The sequence below is a fragment of the Xanthomonas sp. 1678 genome (assembly GCF_031455575.1).
Classification (GTDB): Bacteria; Pseudomonadota; Gammaproteobacteria; order Xanthomonadales; family Xanthomonadaceae; genus Xanthomonas_A.
Genome location: NZ_JAVDSZ010000005.1, coordinates 287393 through 303389 on the forward strand (window position 1 = coordinate 287393; position 15997 = coordinate 303389).

Genomic DNA, 15997 nt, shown 5'->3' on the forward strand with positions numbered 1-15997 from the left:
ACGGCCTGCCGCAGCGCGCATGGCGCTGCGCACGCCCCACCTTGCCAACGCCGCGGTCAACCGGGAACGCCATCTCCCGCGCCCCGCCATGCGCCGCAGCGCAGGACCGAGTGTAGGCCAGCACCGGGCCTGCGCGGCAGTGCCGCGCTACAGCGCCGCGGCCCGGGCCAGCAACGCCTGCTTTTCGCGCGCGTTGGCACTGAGCGCAGCCGCCTGCGCGAACGCTGCGCGGGCCTCGTCGGTCCGCCCCAGGCGTTGCAGCACATCGCCGCAGGCCGCGGCCAGCGGCGCGTAGTCGCGCAGCCGCGGATCCTGGCGCAGCGGCTGCAGCAGCGCCCAGGCCGCAGGCGCGCCCTCGGCGCGCGCGAGCGCGACCGCACGGTTGAGGTCCACCACCGGCGAGGGATGCAACTGCGCCAGCCGCGCGTACAGCGCCGCCAGCCGCGCCCAATCGGTGTCCTCGGCGCGGCGCGCGCAGGCATGGCATTCGGCAATCGCCGCCTGCAGCACGTAGGCGTCGTCGCCACCGCCCAGGCTCTGCGCGCGCTGCAGCGCGGCCTGGCCGCGCGCGATCTGCAGCCAGTCCCAGCGCGCCCTGTCCTGCTCGGGCAACAGCACCGGGCTGCCGTCGGCACCCACCCGCGCGGCGCTGCGCGAGGCCTGCAGTTCCATCAGCGCCAGCAGCCCGTGCACCTGCGGCCACGTCGGCATGCGATGCGCCAGCACCCGGCCCAAGCGCAACGCTTCCTCGCACAGCGCCGGCCGCATCCAGTCGTCGCCGGCGCTGGCCGCATAGCCCTCGTTGAACACCAGATAGATCACCTCCAGCACCGACGCCAGCCGCTGCGGCAGCGCCGCCTGCCGCGGCACCTCGAACGGCACCTGCTTCTGCGCCAACGTGCGCTTGGCGCGGACGATGCGCTGGGCGATGGTCGGCTCCGGCAGCAGGAACGCGCGCGCGATCTCCTCCGTGCTCAGGCCGCCGAGCAGACGCAGGGTCAGCGCCACCCGTGCGTCCGCCGGCAGCAGCGGATGGCAGGCCACGAACATCAGCCGCAGCAGGTCGTCGCCGATGTCGTCCTCCAGCGCATCGCTGTCGTCCGGCGCCGGCAGCGGCTGCGGCTCCAGCAGCTCGCCCCACTGCGCATGCTGCCCGGCGATCCGCTGGTGCTGGCGCAGCACGTCGATGGCGCGATTGCGCGCGGTGGTCATCAGCCACGCTCCGGGATTGTCGGGAATGCCCTGCATCGGCCAGCGCTCCAGCGCCGCCAACCAGGTGTCCTGCACCAGTTCCTCGGCACGGCCGACGTCGCCGCCGAGCAGCCGGGTCAAGCGTGCGATCAGGCCCGGCGCTTCCATGCGCCAGACCGTCTCCAGCCGTTGCGTGAGCGCGTTATCCATGCGCCGAATCAGAGCACCGGTCGCGGCGCGGCACAAGCCGCACGGCCGCGGCGCCGCCCTAGCCCGGCTCGCCGCTCATGTGCGCGAACTCCCACAGGTGGCCGTCGAGGTCTTCGAAACCGCGCTGGTACATGAAACCGTAGTCGCGCGCCGCCTGCGGCTCGCGCGCACCGGCGGCCAGCGCCTTCTCCAGCACCGCATCGACCGCCTCGCGGCTGGGCGCCGACAAGGCGGTGATGACCTCGGTGCCCGCGCGCGCATCGCTGATCGGCTTGCTGGTGAAGCCGGCGAAGAACGCCTCGGTCAGCAGCATCACGAAGATGCTGTCGCTGACCACCATGCACGCGGCGTTGGCGTCGGTGAAGGTCGGATTGAAGCTGTAGCCCAGCGCCGCGAAGAAGGCCTTGGAGGCCTCCAGGTCGCGGACCGGCAGGTTGACGAAGATCATCTGCGGCGAATCGGACATGGTCGGTTTTCCTGGATCGAAAAAAGGGAAGGTACGGTCACGGCTGTTTCATGCAGTTGACCATCCACGGCTTGCCGTAGCGGTCGACCAGCATGCCCCAGCGGTGCGCCCAGAACGTCTCGCCGATCGGGATCCTGACCTCGCCGCCGGCGCTGAGCGCGGCGAATATCCGCTCGGCGTCCTCCACCGAGTCGACCTCGACGTTGATGGTGGTGCTGCCTGCGCCCGGCGGCGACGGGCCGTCGGCGGCCATCAGCACCGCGCCGCCGGCCTCGAGCTGGCTGTGCGCGACCTGGTCGAGCGTCTCCGGCGGCATTTCGCCGCAGCCGTCCATGTTCTCGCTGGGCGGCAGGTTGCGGTAGGTCGCCTCCGACACGATGCTGCCGCCCAGCGCCTGCGCATAGAACGCCATCGCCTCGTGGGTGGCGCCATCGAAGCTCAGGAAAGGAATCAGTTTCATCGGGTGTTCTCCTCGGTGTGGATGCGGGATGACGCGACTGAATCGGCATTGCCGATGCGCTCGCGCAGGCGGTGTTCCTGTTGCTGCAGTTCGGGCGTGAAGCCGGCGCCGAAATCCTCCATGTCCATGACCTGGCGCAGTTCGACCTCCGTGCCCGCCTCGAACGGCGCGCGCTTGAGCCATTCGGTGGCCTCGTCCAGCGAGCGCACCTGCCACAGCCAGAACCCGGCCAGCAGCTCACGCGTCTCGGCGAAGGGCCCCTCGATCACCTGCCGTTGCCCCGGCGCGAAGCGCACGCGGCGGCCGCGCGCACTCGGATGCAGGCCTTCGCCGGCGAGCATGATCCCGGCCTCGACCAGTTGCTCGTTGTAGGCGCCCATCGCGCGGAACTCCTCCGCGCTGGGCAACCGCCCGGCCTCCGAATCGGCCGTCGCCTTGACCAGCACCATCACTTTCATGGGTTCGCTCCTGGGTGCGGCCCCGTGGCCGGGCCGTTCATGGGTACGACGTCCCGGCAGCGCGCAGATCGACATGCCCACAAAAAATATTCTTGCTGCGGCGACGGATGCGGCACCGCAACACGCCTCCGCGCCGCGCTGCGCGATCATGGGCGCCTTCCCCCGTCCCGTCCGGTCAACCCTATGCAATTCCTGCTGCTGATCTACATCGACGAATCGCTGCTGCAGTCCCTGCCCAGCGAGGAATACGACCGGCTGATGCACGGCTGCCTGCAGCACGCCGATGCGCTGCAGGCCGACGGCACGCTGGTGCTGGCGCAACAACTGCAGCCGGTGGCCAACGCCCGCACCCTGCGCACGCGCCAGGGCCAGGCGCGCATCACCGACGGCCCGTTCGCCGAGACCCGCGAACTGCTCGCCGGCTTCAACCTGATCAATGCCCGCGACCACGACGAGGCGATGCGCGTCGCCGCGCATTTCCCGTGGTCGCGTTTCGGCAGCATCGAGGTGCGGCCGCTGGCCGACATGGACGCCGAGCGTGCCCGCGTCGGCGCCGCGTTGGCGGGCTCGGCGGTGACTGGCTAGACGCCAGGGTCGGGCCGCTGGTATGCGGCCGATGCGCGCATGCCGCTGGCATCGCTTCACGCGATGCCGACGTCGCCGCGGTCAGCGGCTGCATGCTGCCGCGCAGCAGCGTATGGACGCTACGCTCGCAGCGCATCACACCACATCACAGTGCATCGCACCGCGCCGTGGCGCGGTGAAATCGGCGACAGCGCACATCGCGACGACAGGGTGCTGCGGCACAATCGCAGCCTGCCCGCTGCCGGTGCTCCCGCATGAACGATCTCTTCGACTCCGCCCCGGCCGCACCCGACGGCATCCGCGTCGGCATCGGCGGCTGGACCTATGCGCCGTGGCGCGGCGGCATGTTCTATCCGCAGGGGCTGGTGCAGCGCCGCGAGCTGGAATACGCCAGCCGCCACGTCAACAGCATCGAGATCAACGGCACCTACTACGGCACGCAGAAGCCGGACACCTACGCGCGCTGGCGCGACGAGACGCCCCCGGGCTTCCTGTTCTCGGCCAAGGCGCCCAAGCGCATCACCGGCATGCGCCGCTTGGCCAGTGCCGGCGCGCAGGTCGAGGACTTCATCGGCGGCATCGTCACCCTCGGCGAAAAGCTCGGCCCGCTGGTGTGGCAGTTCGAGCATGGGCGCACGCTCGACCTCGACGACCTCGCCGTGTTCCTGGACCTGCTGCCGCAACAGGGCGGCGGCCGCCGGCTGCGGCATGTACTGGAAGTGCGCGACCCGGCCAGCGTCGGCCCGCGCCTGCTGGACCTGGCCCGCACCCACGGCGTGGCCACGGTGTTCACCGATTCGCCCGACTACCCGTCCTTCGCCGATCTGGGCACCGACTTCGTCTACGCACGACTGATGCGCAGCCGCGCCAACCTAGCCCACGGCTACCCGCCCAAGGAACTGCGTGCCTGGGCGGCGCAGGTGCAGGCCTGGCGCCGCGGCGAGGACCCGGACACGCTGCCGCATGCCGGCGCGCCCACCGCCCCGGCGAAACCGCGCGAGGTCTTCGTGTATTTCATCAGCGCCGCCAAGGAGCGCAACCCGGCCGCGGCGATGGGGTTGTTGGCTGAGCTAGGTGTTGATCGGGACTCGGGACCCGGGACCCGGGACTCGTAACAGCGGCTCTGTCAGCGCTTGGCGCGATCCAGTTCGAAAATCAAAAAAGCGCCTGCAAAGGCGTTTTTTGATTTTCGAGTCCCGAGTCCCGAGTCCCCATCCCGCCCCCAACGCGCGACAATACCCGCATGCCCCTGCACCCCACCACCAAAGCCCAACTGCAAATCCATTTCTGCGTGCTGCTGTGGGGCATCACCGCGATCCTCGGCAAACTGATCACGCTGCCGGCGCTGCCGCTGGTGTGGTGGCGGATGCTGATGGTGGTGGCGGCGCTGGCGCTGCTGCCGCGGGTGTGGCGCGGACTGGCCGCGCTGACCCCGAAACTGCTGCTCGGCTACGCCGCAGTGGGCGCGCTGGTCGGCCTGCACTGGCTGACCTTCTACGGCGCGATCAAGCTGGCCAACGCCTCGGTGGCGGCGACCTGCATCGCGCTGGCGCCGGTGTTCACCGCGGTGATCGAGCCGTGGGTGGCCAAGCGTCCGTTCCGTCCCAGCGAACTGGTGTTCGGCCTGGCCGTGTTGCCGGGCGTGGCGCTGGTGGTCGGCGGCGTCCCCGACGGGATGCGCGCCGGCGTGGCGATCGGCGCGGTGTCGGCGCTGTTCGTCGCCGCGTTCGGCTCGCTCAACAAGCGCCTGGTCGACCATGCCGACCCGCTGACCGTGACCGCGCTGGAACTGGGCGCCGGCACCCTGACCCTGACCCTGCTGGCGCCGCTGCTGCCGTTCGTGCTGCCGGCGCTGAGCGGGCCGCTGCTGGTGCTGCCCAGCCTGCACGACACCGCGCTGCTGCTGGCGCTGGCGCTGCTGTGCACGCTGCTGCCGTTCGCGCTGGCGCTGGTCGCGCTGCGCCGCCTCAGCGCCTACGCGGTGCAGCTGGTGACCAACCTGGAACCGGTCTACGCGATCGTGTTCGCGATCGTGCTGCTGGACGAGCAGAAGCAACTCACCGCGCTGTTCTACCTGGGCGTGGCGGTGATCCTGGGCGCAGTGTTCCTGCATCCGCTGCTGACCCGCGACAAGCCGCTGCGGCATCCGGAACTGCTGGCGACGTCGGAAGCGAAGAACGCGCTGGAGTGAGCGCGCCCGCCGGCGCGGTTCACTCCGCCAGCGACACGCAATCGCGGCCGGCGCGCTTGGCCTGGTACAGCGCCAGGTCGGCGCGCTTGAGCAACTGCTCGGCGCTCTCCTCCGGCTGGTAGACGGCCACGCCGAAACTGGCGGTCAACGGCACCCCGAGTTGCAGCAGGCTGGTCTCCTGGCGCAGCGTCTCGCATTCGTGCATGGCCGCGGCGGCGTCCAGGCCCGGCATCAGCACCGCGAACTCCTCGCCGCCGTAGCGCGCCACCAGGCTGCCCGCCGGCGCCCGCGCACGCAGCATGTCCGCCAACGCCAGCAGCACCGCATCGCCCTTGTCGTGGCCATGCAGGTCGTTGATGTTCTTGAAGTAGTCCAGGTCCAGCAGGGCCACGCTGAGCGGGCTGGCGCTGAGCCGCGCCGCCTCCGCGTTGACCATCAGCGCGGTGGCGAACGCGCGCCGGTTGAGCAGCCCGGTCAACGGGTCGGTGCGGGACTGTTCGAGCAGGTCGGCGTTGAGCGATTCCAGCGTGGACTGGTATTGCGCCAGTTGCTGCTCGTACCAGTCGCGCTCGCGCAGCTGCAGGGCCAGCGCATGGCTGGTGCGGCGCAGTTCGATCAGCTGCATCACCTGCCGCGACAGCGCCTGCAGCGCCACCACCTGCTCCGGCTCAAGTGTGCGCGGGCGCCGGTCGAGTACGCACAGCGCGCCCACCGCCAGCCCGTCGCTGTTGACCAGGGGCGAGCCCGCGTAGAAGCGCACCCCGACCTCGGTGACCAATCGATTGAAGGCGAAACGCGGGTCCACCGCCGCGTCGTTGACCACCATCACCTGCTGCGGGGTCAGGATGGTGTGGCCGCAGAACGAGTCGTCGCGCGTCGCACTCAGCAGGGTGACGTTGCGCTGCGATTTCAGCCACTGGCGCTCGGCGTCGACCAGCGAGATCAGGGCCGACGGCGTATCGCACAGGCTGGCGGCGATGCCGACCAGGTCGTCGTAGGACGCTTCCGGTTCGGTATCCAGGATCCGCAACGCGTGCAGCGCGCGCAGGCGGTCGGCTTCGTTGTCGGGCTTGGGTGGCTTGATCACGGGAGCGGGCGGCCGGCGGCGGATTGCGTGGCGAGTATCGCCAAAATCGCCGCCGATGCCAGTGAAGGCGCGCGGCCCGGCTTACCAGTCCTGGCGCTGCGGCAGCAGGCCGCGCAGTTCCTGCTCGGTGAGGTTGCGCCACTGCCCCGGCTTCAGCGCGCCGAGCTTGATGTTGTCGATGCGCACGCGGCGCAGTTGGGTGACGCGGTAATCGAACGCGGCAGCCATCAACCGGATCTGCCGGTTCAGGCCCTGCTCGAGGACGATGCGGAAACCGAACTTGGCGATCCGCGCGGTGCGGCACGGCAGCGTGGTCTCGTTGTGCACGCGCACCCCGCGCGCCATGCCGCGCAGGAACTCGTCGGTGACCGGCTTGTTCACCGCCACCAGGTATTCCTTCTGGTGGCGGTTCTCGGCGCGCAGGATCTCGTTGACGATGTCGCCGTTGCTGGTCATCAGGATCAGGCCCTCGGACTCCTTGTCCAGGCGCCCGATCGGGAAGATGCGCTGCTCGTGGCCGACGAAGTCGACGATGTTGCCCTTGACCTCGCTCTCGGTGGTGCAGGTCACCCCGACCGGCTTGTTCAACGCGATGTAGACGTGGCGGCGGCCGGATTTTTGCTTGGCGCGCGCGCGCAGCGGCTGGCCGTCGACCTGCACGTCGTCACCCTCGCCCACCACCGACCCGACCCCGCCGGGCATGCCGTTGACGGTGACGCGTCGTGCGGCGATCAGCCGGTCAGCCTCGCGGCGCGAACAGTAGCCGGTCTCGGCGATGTGCTTGTTGAGGCGGATGGACATTGAGCGGGGATTCGGGATTCGGGATTGGGGATTCGCAAAAGCGGGCTACTGCGATCCGAGGCAGTAGCGAGGGTTGGGACAGAAAAGCGGAAGCGGGGACGAATCCCCACTCCCGAGTCCCCAATCCCGGCCCCTCAGCGCTTCGGCGGACCCTTGCGCGGCGGGCGCTCGCCGGCGCGGTCGGCGATGCGGGTGGCGGCGCCGGCCGGGCGCGGGCCGGCCGCGTTCGGGCGGCCGCCGGGCTTGCCGGCGGCACGCGCGAACTTCGGCTTGAACGGCGCGCCGGCGCCGCCGGCATCGTCGCCGTCGAGCTTGCGCATCTGCAGTTGCTGGCCGGACACCCAGACCTTCTTCAGGTGGGTCAGCAGCTCGCGCGGCATGTCCGCCGGCAGGTCCAGCACCGAGTAGTCGTCGTGGATGTCGATGCGGCCGATGTACTTGCTCTCCAGGCCGGCCTCGTTGGCGATCGCGCCGACGATGTTGGCCGGCTTGACCCCGTGCTGGTGGCCGACCTCGATGCGGTAGGTCTCCATGCCCACTTCCGGCTCGCCGCGCGGCGCCTTGGGCGCCTTGTCGCGGCGCGGCGCCTCGAAGCTGCCGACGTCGCGCTGGTAGTCGTAGTCGGGGCCGTGCCCGGCCGGCGCGGGACGCGGCGCACGCGGCGGTGCGCGCTCGCCTTCGTCGCGGCGCGGCGGGCGCGCCTCACGGTCGAACTTCGGCTCGAACTTGGGACGTTCCGTGCGCTCGCCGCGGTCGGCGCGCGCGCGGCGCTCGGCACCGGGCCGCTCGAAGCGCTCGGCCTGCGGCGGACGCGCGCGCTCCGGTGCCAGCAGCAGCGGCGTGTCGCCCTGCAGCAGGCGCGCCAGCGCCGCGGCCACTTCGACCATCGGCACGTTCTTCTCGGTCTCGAAACGCTGCAGCAGATCGCGATAGGTGTCGATGCCGCCGCTGGCGATGGTCTCGCTGATCTTCTCCATGAAGCGGGTCACGCGCTGATCATTGACCGCGTCCACGCTCGGCAGCTGCATCTCCTCGATCGGCTGCCGGGTGGCGCGCTCGATCGCGCGCAGCATGCCCTTCTCGCGCGGGCTGACGAACAGGATCGCCTCGCCGCTGCGGCCGGCGCGGCCGGTGCGGCCGATGCGGTGCACGTAGCTTTCGGTGTCGTACGGGATGTCGTAGTTCAGCACGTGGCTGATCCGCTCCACGTCCAGGCCGCGCGCGGCCACGTCGGTGGCGACCAGGATGTCGAGCTTGCCGTCCTTGAGCTGCTGGATCACCCGCTCGCGCTGCGACTGCTGGATGTCGCCATTGATCGCCGCGGCGGCCAGGCCGCGCGCCTGCAGCTTCTGCGCCAGCTCGTCGGTGGCGGCCTTGGTGCGCGCGAACACGATCATCGCGTCGAACGGCTCCACTTCCAGGATCCGGGTCAGCGCGTCGAGCTTGTGCAGGCCGCTGACCGCCCAGTAACGCTGGCGGATGTTCGCCGACGTGGTGGTCTTGGAAGCGATGATGACTTCGGCCGGATCGTTCAGATAGGTCTGCGCGATACGCTTGATCGCGGTCGGCATGGTCGCCGAGAACAGCGCCACCTGACGCGAGGCCGGCAGCTTCTTCAGCACCGCCTCGACATCGTCGATGAAGCCCATGCGCAGCATCTCGTCGGCTTCGTCGAGCACCAGCGTGCGCAGCTCGGACAGGTCCAGGGTGCCGCGCTCGAGATGGTCGATGACCCGGCCCGGGGTGCCCACCACCACGTGCACGCCGCGCTTGAGCGCCGACAGCTGCTGCACGTAGGGCTGGCCGCCGTATACCGGCAGTACCTGGAAGCCGGGGATCGCGCCGGCGTAGCGGTGGAACGCCTCGGCGACCTGGATCGCCAGTTCGCGGGTCGGCGCCAGCACCAGCGCCTGCGGCTTGCGCTGGTTGAAGTCCAGCCGCGACAGGATCGGCAGCGCGAACGCGGCGGTCTTGCCAGTGCCGGTCTGGGCTTGGCCGAGCAGGTCGCGGCCGGTCAGCAGCGCGGGGATGGTGGCGGCCTGGATCGGCGACGGCGACTCGTAGCCGACGTCGGTGACGGCCTTCATCACAGCAGGCGAGAGGCCGAGATCTGCGAACAGCAGCGGCGCGGGGGTATCTTGGGACATGGGAGACTCCGGAGGCGCCGCAGAGAACCGGCAGGCGCAAAGAAGCACATTGTGCGCCTTGGCGGGCCGCATGTCGAAACCGGGTGAACGGAGCCGTTCAGGCGTGAGAAATCCCGCCCTGCCGCGAACCACCTTCCAGACCCCTTCGCGACCCGCCCCATGCCCGACGCTCCCGCCCCCGCCGCACCGCCCCCGGCCGACTTCGCCACGCTGTTCCAGGCGCACCGCGGCATTGCGGCGAAGGTGGCCGGCAGCTATTGCCGGCACCCGGACGACCGCGCCGACCTGATCCAGGAGATCGCCACGCAGGCCTGGCGGGCCTTCCCGCGCTACGACCGTCAGCGGCCGTTCCCCACCTGGCTGTACCGGATCGCGCTGAACGTGGCGATCGGCGACCTGCGCGGGCGCAGCCGCGCGCACCGCCAGGCGCTGCCGCTGCAGGACCTGGACATCGCCGACCCGCACGCCGCTGATCCGGAGCGCGAACGCCAGGTGCAGGCGCTGTACCGCTTCATCGCGCAGCTGCCGCCGCTGGAGCGGGCGCTGGCGCTGCTGTACCTGGACGACCGCCCGCAGCGCGAGATCGCCGAGATCCTGGGCATCGGCGAAAGCAACGTCTCCACCAGGATCGGCCGCCTCAAGCAGCGCCTCCGCGACGAACTCTGACTCACCCACACAGGACCGCCCCATGCATCCCGACGAACTGAAACAAGCCTGGCAGGCGCTGGACCTGCGCCTGCAGCGCCACGACCGCCTACAGGTGCAGTTGCTGCTGCAGCACAACCTGCAGCGCGTGCGCGGCAGCCTGCGCCCCTTGCTGTGGGGCCAACTCCTGCAGCTGCCGTTCGGGCTGTGCTGCATCGCCCTGGCCGGCCTGCTGTGGAGCCGGGGCGGCGCGCTGCCGGCGCACCTGATCGCCGCCGGTGTGGCGGTGCATGCCTACGGCGTGCTCACCGTGGCCATGGCCGGCATCGTGCTGGGCCGGCTGTTGCGCATCGACTACGGCGCGCCGGTGCTGGAGATCCAGCGCCGGATCGCGCACACCCGCCGCTGGTACGTCGGCAGTGGCCTGGTCTGCGGGCTGTCGTGGTGGCTGCTGTGGGTGCCGGTGCTGATGGTGCTTGGCGCGCTGGCCGGCATCGACCTGCTGGCGAGGGCGGCGGCGGTGGTGTGGATCGGGCTCGGCGTGGGCGTGGCGGGCATCGCGCTCAGCGTGGGGTTCTATCGCTGGTCGCGGCATCCGGGCCGTCCACGGCTGAAACGGATCGTCGACGACAGCCTGGGAGGATCGAGCCTGCGCAAGGCCAGCCTGCTGCTCGACGAAGCCGAGCGTTTTCAGCGCGAGTGAGTGCCGCAGCCGCTGGCTTGCGGCGCACGCAGAGCGTCCGCAACGCCCGCCGCGGCGCGAAGTCCGAGCGTTTCTCCCGCGAATGACCGACAATGAGCGCCGATTTCCGAACAGCGTCCCTCAATGCAGACCATCGATCTCCAGTTAGAAAGCGACTACGTCGAACTCAAGCACCTGTTGAAACTGACCGGCGTGTGCGACAGCGGCGGCGCGGCCAAGACCGTCATCAGCGAAGGCCAGGTCCGCGTGGACGGCGAAGTCGAGCTGCGCAAGGCCTGCAAGATCCACGCGGGCCAGGTGGTCGCGCTGGACGACGTGCAGATCCGGGTGATCGGCAAGGCATGAACGCAGGCGGCGCGGCCTGCACGGCGCGTTCCCGGCCGCCGCACAGGGCGGCCGCGGCATGCTGATCGACATCGGCGCGCGCAACATCGCGCCGTCGGCGGACGACCCGCTGCACGACGTGTACGGCCTGTCGATCGACCCCGAGGCGGCGCGGCCGTTCTGGCTGTCGCAATCGATCCGCGGCGGGCATGCCGAAGGCGGCGGCGCCATCGCCCTGGGCCTGGACGACCTGGACGGCTGGCGCGGCGACTGGCGCCTGCACCTGCGCCGCGCCGGCTGCGACTGGGCCATCGCGCCGATCGAGGCCGCGCAGCGCTCGGGCGACGTGCAGGCGGCCCTCGCCCGGATAATCGCCGAGGCTGAGGAACGCAGCCTCGTTCGCGCGCCATAGCGCTAGCGGGTTTCTCGCCTCCATCCGGGCAATCGCATCTTGTGGGAGCGACTTCAGTCGCGACGGGCCTTCCCGGTAGAGCCCGTCGCGACTGAAGTCGCTCCCACACTGCTTCGCCAATCCACAGACCGCTGGCATCGGTGCGCCAAATGATGGGGTGATTCCCGCATCTGGGCGCCGTTGGCTTTTTGTAGGAGCGGCTTCAGCCGCGACAGGCCTTCCCGAGAAAGCCTGTCGCGGCTGAAGCCGCCCCTACAGTGGCGTGTGCAGGCGGACGGGAAAGAGCGCACATGGCGGTGCCAACCCGGCGGCGCTGCTGTCGCTGTCACTCGCCGCGCGACGAACTACCTTTTACCTTCTCCTGAGTCCTGCGCGCGCCCCACCTTCAACGCGCGCCCACCGCACCGCGCTGGGTCAGGTGCGCAGCGATCGCGCGCTTGAACGGCGCCACCCGGTCGGCCACGCGCAATGCCGCGTTGCGCAGCGCGCGCGCCGGCAGGCGGTCGTCGGTGTACAGCGCGGCGATCGCGTTGGTCGCCTCGTACAGCGGCCGCGTGGCCAGGCGGTGGCCGCGCTCGTAGCCGGCCAGCAAGGCCGGTGCGGCGATGTCGCGGCCCTGCGCCACCGCCGCATGCAGCGCGCGCGCCAGCCGCGCCTGGCTCTGCAGGCCGAAGTTGAAGCCGTGCGCAGTCACCGGATGCATGCCGACCGCGGCATCGCCGATCAACGCATAACGCTTGCCGACGAAACGCTGCGCGTACACCGCGACCAGCGGATAGACCTGCGGCCGCACCAGCGGCGTCATCGCGCCGAGCCGGTGCTCGAAGCGTGCGCTGATCTCCGCGCCCAACGCCGCTTCGTCCATCTGCATCAGCGCCTGCGCGCGCTCCGGCGCCAGGGTCAGCACCGCCGAGGCCTGGTTGCCGCGCAGCGGCAGCAGCGCCAGGGTCTGGCCGTAGCCGAACCACTCCCAGGCGGTGTGCTGGTGCGGGCGCTCGTGGCTGACCCGGCACACCAGCATGCTGCGGCCGAAATCGCGCATCTGCGCGCCGATGCCGCGCATGCGTCGGGTGCTGGAGAAACGGCTGTCGGCCGCGACCACCAGACGCGCGCGCAGCGTCCAGCCATCGGACAGGCGCAGCGTGGACTGCGTGTCGTCGCAATGCAGCGCCTGTACCGAGACCCCGTCGAGCAGCGTCAGGCCCGGCTGCGCCTGCACCGCGTCGAATGCGGCGCGGCGGATCAGGTGGTTGGGCACCAGCCAGCCCAGGTCGCCGCGGTCGCGCTGGCTCGCGGCGAAGGTCAGCGCGAACGGCGAGGAACCGTTCATCACCCGCGCATCGCGCAGCGGCGAGATCGCATCGGGATCGATCCGCGACCACAGGTCCAGTTGTTCCAGCAGCGTGCGCGAGGCGTGGGTCAGCGCGATCTCGCGGCCATCGAAGGCGGCCTCGGCCAGGGCCGCGCGCGGCTGCGGCTCGATCAGCGCCAGCGACAGCCCGCTGCCGGCCAGCGAGCGGGCGAAACACAGGCCGGCCGGGCCGGCACCGACGATGGCGATATCCACATGCATTGCTGCGCTTCCCGTATCGGACGCGGCCAGCATAAACCCGCCGCGCGGCGCGGCATTGATCTGGATCAGCGCTGCGGCAAACGGTCGCAGCGCAGTGCCTCGCGCATCCGCTGCGGTGCGGCCGCGGCGCATGGCCGCGCGCGGCGCCGCACGCGCGGCCTCACAGCAGCGCCCACACCAGTTGCAGGATCGCCCACAGCGACACCGCCCACACCAGGCTGCGCACATACGGCACGCCCGCCGCATACAGTGGCACGTAGACCAGCCGCGCCCAGAAATACAGCTGCGCCGCCAGTGCGGTGTGCGCACTGCCCCTGTCCATCGCCACCACCGCCACCGCCGCGGCGGCGAAGAACGGAAAGGTTTCCAGGAAGTTGCGCAGCGCGCGGTCCAGGCGCCCGGCCACGCCGGCCGGCGGCGCTTGCGGCGCGTCGCGCGCGCTGGCATTCCACTTCATGCCGCGCTGCGCGGTGACAAACGCGGCGGCCAGCAACAGCTGCACGATCCCGAGCAGGATCGCCCAGGCCAGCATGCGGATTTCGATACTCATGAAGACCTCGGGCAGTTGCGGAAGCAGCGGAACGGCGGACGCGGCCGATTCAGTTCGGCGGACCGACGTGGTAGCCGACCAGGCGCCAGGTCTTGTCGTCGTCCAGGCGCAGCGAGACCAGTTCACGCACCGGCTGCGGCGCGTTGGCGAAGCGGCTAGGGAAGCTGATGTTGACGTAGACCCCGGGCGGCACCTGCGAGCCCGCCGCGTAGCGCACCCGCGCCACGCTGGCCACGCCGCGGCCGAGCAGCGCGCCGAGCCGTGCGCGGTCCGCATCGACCTGACGCACGAAAGCCTCGCGCGCGACCACCTTCTTCGCCACCGCCGATGCGCCATCCCACAGCTCGCCGCTGCGTCCGGCATCGACCAGTTGCGCCGCGCGCAGCCCGGCCTGCGCCATCTGTGCGTCCTGCTTGGACAGCGGCCCCGGCGCGGCGGGCGCAGCAGGCTTGGACGCGGCCGGCTTGGGCGCGGCAGGTTGGGCGGCCGCAGGCGGCGAAACGGCGGACTGCGCGGCGGCGGCGGGCTGGGCAGCGGCAGGCTGCGGGGCAGCGGACTGGGCAGCGGGTTGCGCGGCTACGGCGAATGCCGCCGCATACAGCAGCGGCGCCAGCAGGCGGGTCGACAAGGGCATCGGGGTGGGCATCGCTCAGGCCGCGTGGCAGCGGCGGGGGCCGCAGTCTACGCCGGCCGCGCGCGCCGGCGCAGGGGCGCTCACGGCTCCTCGCCCGGCGCCGCCGCGCTGACCGGCACCGCATAGCGCTGCCGGTGCCAAGCGCGCCAGCTCGCCCACAGCGCCCAGCCGGTACCGCCCAGCAGGCCGGCCAGGCTCAGCAGCGAGGCGGTGCGCGCCAGCGGCTGCGCATACGCGCCGCTGGCGAAGTGCAGCAGCAGTTCGGCGACCAGGAAACCGCCCAATACCAGCAACGCCGGCGGCAGATACAGCCGCACCATCAGCTTGGTTCCGACCGCCATCTGCACGCTCCCGAAGTGGATGGCGCGGACGCTAGCGCCGCCGCGGTGCCGGGGGCGTGAACACCGCAGCGCAGCGGCGCGCCGGCGCAGCCGGCGTTCAGGCGCCGGGCGAGGCCAGCGGCAGCGTGGCCACGTCGATTTCCGACAGCGGGCTCTCCGCCGGGCAGGCCTGGTCGGGAAAGCCGAAGCGCTGCTTGAGGGCCTGGCCGCAGGCAGTCAACGTCTCCAGGTCCACGCCCTTGGCCTTGCACTCGTGGTCGAACGCGATCAGGAACGCGTCCTTGCGGCGCAGGAAGTCGTCGCCGCACTTGCGCAGCTGCTTGATCCGCTCCAGGTCGTCCTGCACCGCGTTGGTCCCGTCCAGTCCGTACTGCTTGAGTTCGTCGTTGCTGAGCAGGCGCAGGCTGCGGTTGGGCACGGTCATCATCAGGTCGGCCACCGACACCGCCACGCCGTTGCGCTCCAGGTAGTCCTTGACGTTGCCGTAGACCTCCTGCAACTCGCGGTTGAGCTCGGCGCGCGAGGTCGCGGTGGAACTGATCCGCATCATGCGGTGGATGCCGACCTTGCCGGAGATCAGCCGGTTGTCGCCGGCGGCGAGCACGAACACGCAGGCGCTGTGGCAGATCGAGCCTTCGCGCACCCAGATGGTCCAGCCGGATTCGCCGATCGCGTCGCCGGCGCGGATCGCGGCCTCGACCTGGCCGCCGCTGGAATCCAGGTCCAGCACGCGCTTGCCGATGCCCGCGTGGGTGGCGACCTCGGCCAGGCGCTGCACCATGGCGGCGAAGCCGGCGTTGATCTTGCCTTCGTAGCGCACCCGCAGCAGGCCGCGCTCGCGGCATGGCGCCAGCGCCGTCTCGAGCGTCGGCCGGTCCAGCCCGGCCAGCGGCTCGCCGTCGCCGGCATCGGCCGCGTAGTCGGTGTCGCAACTGACGAAGGCTTCGCCGTTCTCCAGGGCCGCCTCGTCCCAGGCGCCGCCGTCGGGCTTGGCGACATCGGGCTTGGCCGCGTCGGGCTTGGGCGTGGCGGCGGGCGCCCGCACGGGCGGGGGCGGCGGTGCGCCGACCGAGACCATGTGTTCGCCGTCGCCGGGCGGGCTGTCGGCCACGGTCCTGCCGGCGGACGGCGCGCCCTGCTGGCACGACAACAGGCCAGCGCAGCACAGCGACAACCACCAGGTTTTGGACGGGAAAGGCAAGCGACGGGATCCGCAGTG

General features: G+C 70.9%; 19 protein-coding genes. 7 read left to right on the forward strand and 12 right to left on the reverse strand.

Annotated features, from left to right (window positions below; genetic code table 11):
• Positions 1–147 precede the first annotated feature (147 nt).
• From J2Y70_RS11980 to J2Y70_RS11995, 4 genes are read right to left on the reverse strand one after another with little or no spacing between them, the layout of a single operon-like run.
• Complete coding sequence (locus tag J2Y70_RS11980; RefSeq protein ID WP_309917600.1) at positions 148–1401, reverse strand: RNA polymerase sigma factor; 1254 nt, start codon at positions 1399–1401, stop codon at positions 148–150.
• 58 nt (positions 1402–1459) lie between these two features.
• Complete coding sequence (locus tag J2Y70_RS11985) at positions 1460–1867, reverse strand: VOC family protein (protein WP_309917602.1); 408 nt, start codon at positions 1865–1867, stop codon at positions 1460–1462.
• 37 nt (positions 1868–1904) lie between these two features.
• Positions 1905–2327: a VOC family protein gene (locus J2Y70_RS11990; RefSeq protein ID WP_309917605.1), complete on the reverse strand. Its 423-nt coding sequence runs from the start codon at positions 2325–2327 to the stop codon at positions 1905–1907.
• Positions 2324–2785, reverse strand: coding sequence for a YciI family protein (locus tag J2Y70_RS11995; protein WP_309917750.1), 462 nt, complete (start codon positions 2783–2785; stop codon positions 2324–2326). The genes J2Y70_RS11990 and J2Y70_RS11995 overlap by 4 nt, the downstream gene beginning before the upstream one ends.
• A gap of 183 nt (positions 2786–2968) precedes the next feature.
• On the opposite strand from J2Y70_RS11995, the gene J2Y70_RS12000 reads away from it, so the two are divergent.
• The 3 genes from J2Y70_RS12000 (at position 2969) to J2Y70_RS12010 (ending at position 5561) form a co-directional block, all read left to right on the forward strand.
• Positions 2969–3370 carry a YciI family protein gene (locus tag J2Y70_RS12000; protein ID WP_309917608.1) on the forward strand — a complete coding sequence of 134 codons (402 nt, stop codon included), beginning with the start codon at positions 2969–2971 and terminating at the stop codon, positions 3368–3370.
• A gap of 254 nt (positions 3371–3624) precedes the next feature.
• Complete coding sequence (locus tag J2Y70_RS12005) at positions 3625–4485, forward strand: DUF72 domain-containing protein (protein WP_309917611.1); 861 nt, start codon at positions 3625–3627, stop codon at positions 4483–4485.
• A gap of 128 nt (positions 4486–4613) precedes the next feature.
• Positions 4614–5561, forward strand: a complete 948-nt coding sequence (locus tag J2Y70_RS12010; RefSeq protein ID WP_309917613.1) for a DMT family transporter — start codon at positions 4614–4616, stop codon at positions 5559–5561.
• 19 nt (positions 5562–5580) lie between these two features.
• On the opposite strand, the gene J2Y70_RS12015 is transcribed toward J2Y70_RS12010, so the two are convergent.
• The 3 genes from J2Y70_RS12015 to J2Y70_RS12025 form a co-directional block, all read right to left on the reverse strand.
• Positions 5581–6648, reverse strand: coding sequence for a diguanylate cyclase (locus J2Y70_RS12015; protein ID WP_263395093.1), 1068 nt, complete (start codon positions 6646–6648; stop codon positions 5581–5583).
• Between the two features lie 81 nt (positions 6649–6729).
• Entirely contained in the window at positions 6730–7449 is a 720-nt protein-coding gene (locus J2Y70_RS12020; RefSeq protein WP_263395094.1) for a pseudouridine synthase, read from the reverse strand.
• Positions 7450–7583: 134 nt separating this feature from the next.
• Positions 7584–9596, reverse strand: a complete 2013-nt coding sequence (locus J2Y70_RS12025) for a DEAD/DEAH box helicase (protein WP_309917618.1) — start codon at positions 9594–9596, stop codon at positions 7584–7586.
• Between the two features lie 159 nt (positions 9597–9755).
• Between J2Y70_RS12025 and J2Y70_RS12030 the strand changes: the two genes are divergently transcribed.
• The 4 genes from J2Y70_RS12030 to J2Y70_RS12045 all read left to right on the forward strand — a co-directional run bounded on the left by J2Y70_RS12030 (position 9756) and on the right by J2Y70_RS12045 (position 11680).
• The gene (locus J2Y70_RS12030) at positions 9756–10262 is read left to right on the forward strand and encodes a sigma-70 family RNA polymerase sigma factor (protein ID WP_309917621.1); all 507 of its coding nucleotides are present in this window, start codon (positions 9756–9758) and stop codon (positions 10260–10262) included.
• A 22-nt stretch (positions 10263–10284) separates the two neighbouring features.
• Positions 10285–10944 (forward strand): serine/threonine protein kinase, encoded by a 660-nt coding sequence (locus J2Y70_RS12035; RefSeq protein ID WP_309917624.1) that lies wholly within the window; start codon positions 10285–10287, stop codon positions 10942–10944.
• Between the two features lie 123 nt (positions 10945–11067).
• Entirely contained in the window at positions 11068–11289 is a 222-nt protein-coding gene (locus J2Y70_RS12040) for an RNA-binding S4 domain-containing protein (protein ID WP_263395098.1), read from the forward strand.
• A 58-nt stretch (positions 11290–11347) separates the two neighbouring features.
• Complete coding sequence (locus J2Y70_RS12045; protein ID WP_309917626.1) at positions 11348–11680, forward strand: hypothetical protein; 333 nt, start codon at positions 11348–11350, stop codon at positions 11678–11680.
• 385 nt (positions 11681–12065) lie between these two features.
• On the opposite strand, the gene ubiM is transcribed toward J2Y70_RS12045, so the two are convergent.
• The 5 genes from ubiM to J2Y70_RS12070 all read right to left on the reverse strand — a co-directional run bounded on the left by ubiM (position 12066) and on the right by J2Y70_RS12070 (position 15946).
• Positions 12066–13253, reverse strand: coding sequence for a 5-demethoxyubiquinol-8 5-hydroxylase UbiM (gene ubiM, locus J2Y70_RS12050; protein ID WP_309917629.1), 1188 nt, complete (start codon positions 13251–13253; stop codon positions 12066–12068).
• Positions 13254–13413: 160 nt separating this feature from the next.
• The gene (locus J2Y70_RS12055; protein ID WP_309917632.1) at positions 13414–13803 is read right to left on the reverse strand and encodes an MAPEG family protein; all 390 of its coding nucleotides are present in this window, start codon (positions 13801–13803) and stop codon (positions 13414–13416) included.
• A 49-nt stretch (positions 13804–13852) separates the two neighbouring features.
• The gene (locus tag J2Y70_RS12060) at positions 13853–14437 is read right to left on the reverse strand and encodes a DUF4019 domain-containing protein (protein WP_309917635.1); all 585 of its coding nucleotides are present in this window, start codon (positions 14435–14437) and stop codon (positions 13853–13855) included.
• 80 nt (positions 14438–14517) lie between these two features.
• Positions 14518–14778, reverse strand: coding sequence for a hypothetical protein (locus J2Y70_RS12065; protein WP_263395103.1), 261 nt, complete (start codon positions 14776–14778; stop codon positions 14518–14520).
• 97 nt (positions 14779–14875) lie between these two features.
• Positions 14876–15946: a hypothetical protein gene (locus J2Y70_RS12070; protein ID WP_309917753.1), complete on the reverse strand. Its 1071-nt coding sequence runs from the start codon at positions 15944–15946 to the stop codon at positions 14876–14878.
• Between the last annotated feature and the right edge of the window lie 51 nt (positions 15947–15997).

Excerpts from the sequence above, each read along its gene's own strand:
- J2Y70_RS12005 (WP_309917611.1), top strand. The coding sequence starts at position 3,625 with ATGAACGATCTCTTCGACTCCGCCCCGGCCGCACCCGACGGCATCCGC.
- J2Y70_RS12040 (WP_263395098.1), top strand. The coding sequence starts at position 11,068 with ATGCAGACCATCGATCTCCAGTTAGAAAGCGACTACGTCGAACTCAAG.
- J2Y70_RS12020 (WP_263395094.1), bottom strand. The coding sequence starts at position 7,449 with ATGTCCATCCGCCTCAACAAGCACATCGCCGAGACCGGCTACTGTTCG.
- J2Y70_RS12035 (WP_309917624.1), top strand. The coding sequence starts at position 10,285 with ATGCATCCCGACGAACTGAAACAAGCCTGGCAGGCGCTGGACCTGCGC.
- J2Y70_RS12065 (WP_263395103.1), bottom strand. The coding sequence starts at position 14,778 with ATGGCGGTCGGAACCAAGCTGATGGTGCGGCTGTATCTGCCGCCGGCG.
- J2Y70_RS11985 (WP_309917602.1), bottom strand. The coding sequence starts at position 1,867 with ATGTCCGATTCGCCGCAGATGATCTTCGTCAACCTGCCGGTCCGCGAC.
- J2Y70_RS12000 (WP_309917608.1), top strand. The coding sequence starts at position 2,969 with ATGCAATTCCTGCTGCTGATCTACATCGACGAATCGCTGCTGCAGTCC.
- J2Y70_RS11980 (WP_309917600.1), bottom strand. The coding sequence starts at position 1,401 with ATGGATAACGCGCTCACGCAACGGCTGGAGACGGTCTGGCGCATGGAA.
- J2Y70_RS12055 (WP_309917632.1), bottom strand. The coding sequence starts at position 13,803 with ATGAGTATCGAAATCCGCATGCTGGCCTGGGCGATCCTGCTCGGGATC.
- ubiM (WP_309917629.1), bottom strand. The coding sequence starts at position 13,253 with ATGCATGTGGATATCGCCATCGTCGGTGCCGGCCCGGCCGGCCTGTGT.
- J2Y70_RS12010 (WP_309917613.1), top strand. The coding sequence starts at position 4,614 with ATGCCCCTGCACCCCACCACCAAAGCCCAACTGCAAATCCATTTCTGC.
- J2Y70_RS12045 (WP_309917626.1), top strand. The coding sequence starts at position 11,348 with ATGCTGATCGACATCGGCGCGCGCAACATCGCGCCGTCGGCGGACGAC.
- J2Y70_RS12030 (WP_309917621.1), top strand. The coding sequence starts at position 9,756 with ATGCCCGACGCTCCCGCCCCCGCCGCACCGCCCCCGGCCGACTTCGCC.
- J2Y70_RS11995 (WP_309917750.1), bottom strand. The coding sequence starts at position 2,785 with ATGAAAGTGATGGTGCTGGTCAAGGCGACGGCCGATTCGGAGGCCGGG.
- J2Y70_RS11990 (WP_309917605.1), bottom strand. The coding sequence starts at position 2,327 with ATGAAACTGATTCCTTTCCTGAGCTTCGATGGCGCCACCCACGAGGCG.
- J2Y70_RS12060 (WP_309917635.1), bottom strand. The coding sequence starts at position 14,437 with ATGCCCTTGTCGACCCGCCTGCTGGCGCCGCTGCTGTATGCGGCGGCA.
- J2Y70_RS12025 (WP_309917618.1), bottom strand. The coding sequence starts at position 9,596 with ATGTCCCAAGATACCCCCGCGCCGCTGCTGTTCGCAGATCTCGGCCTC.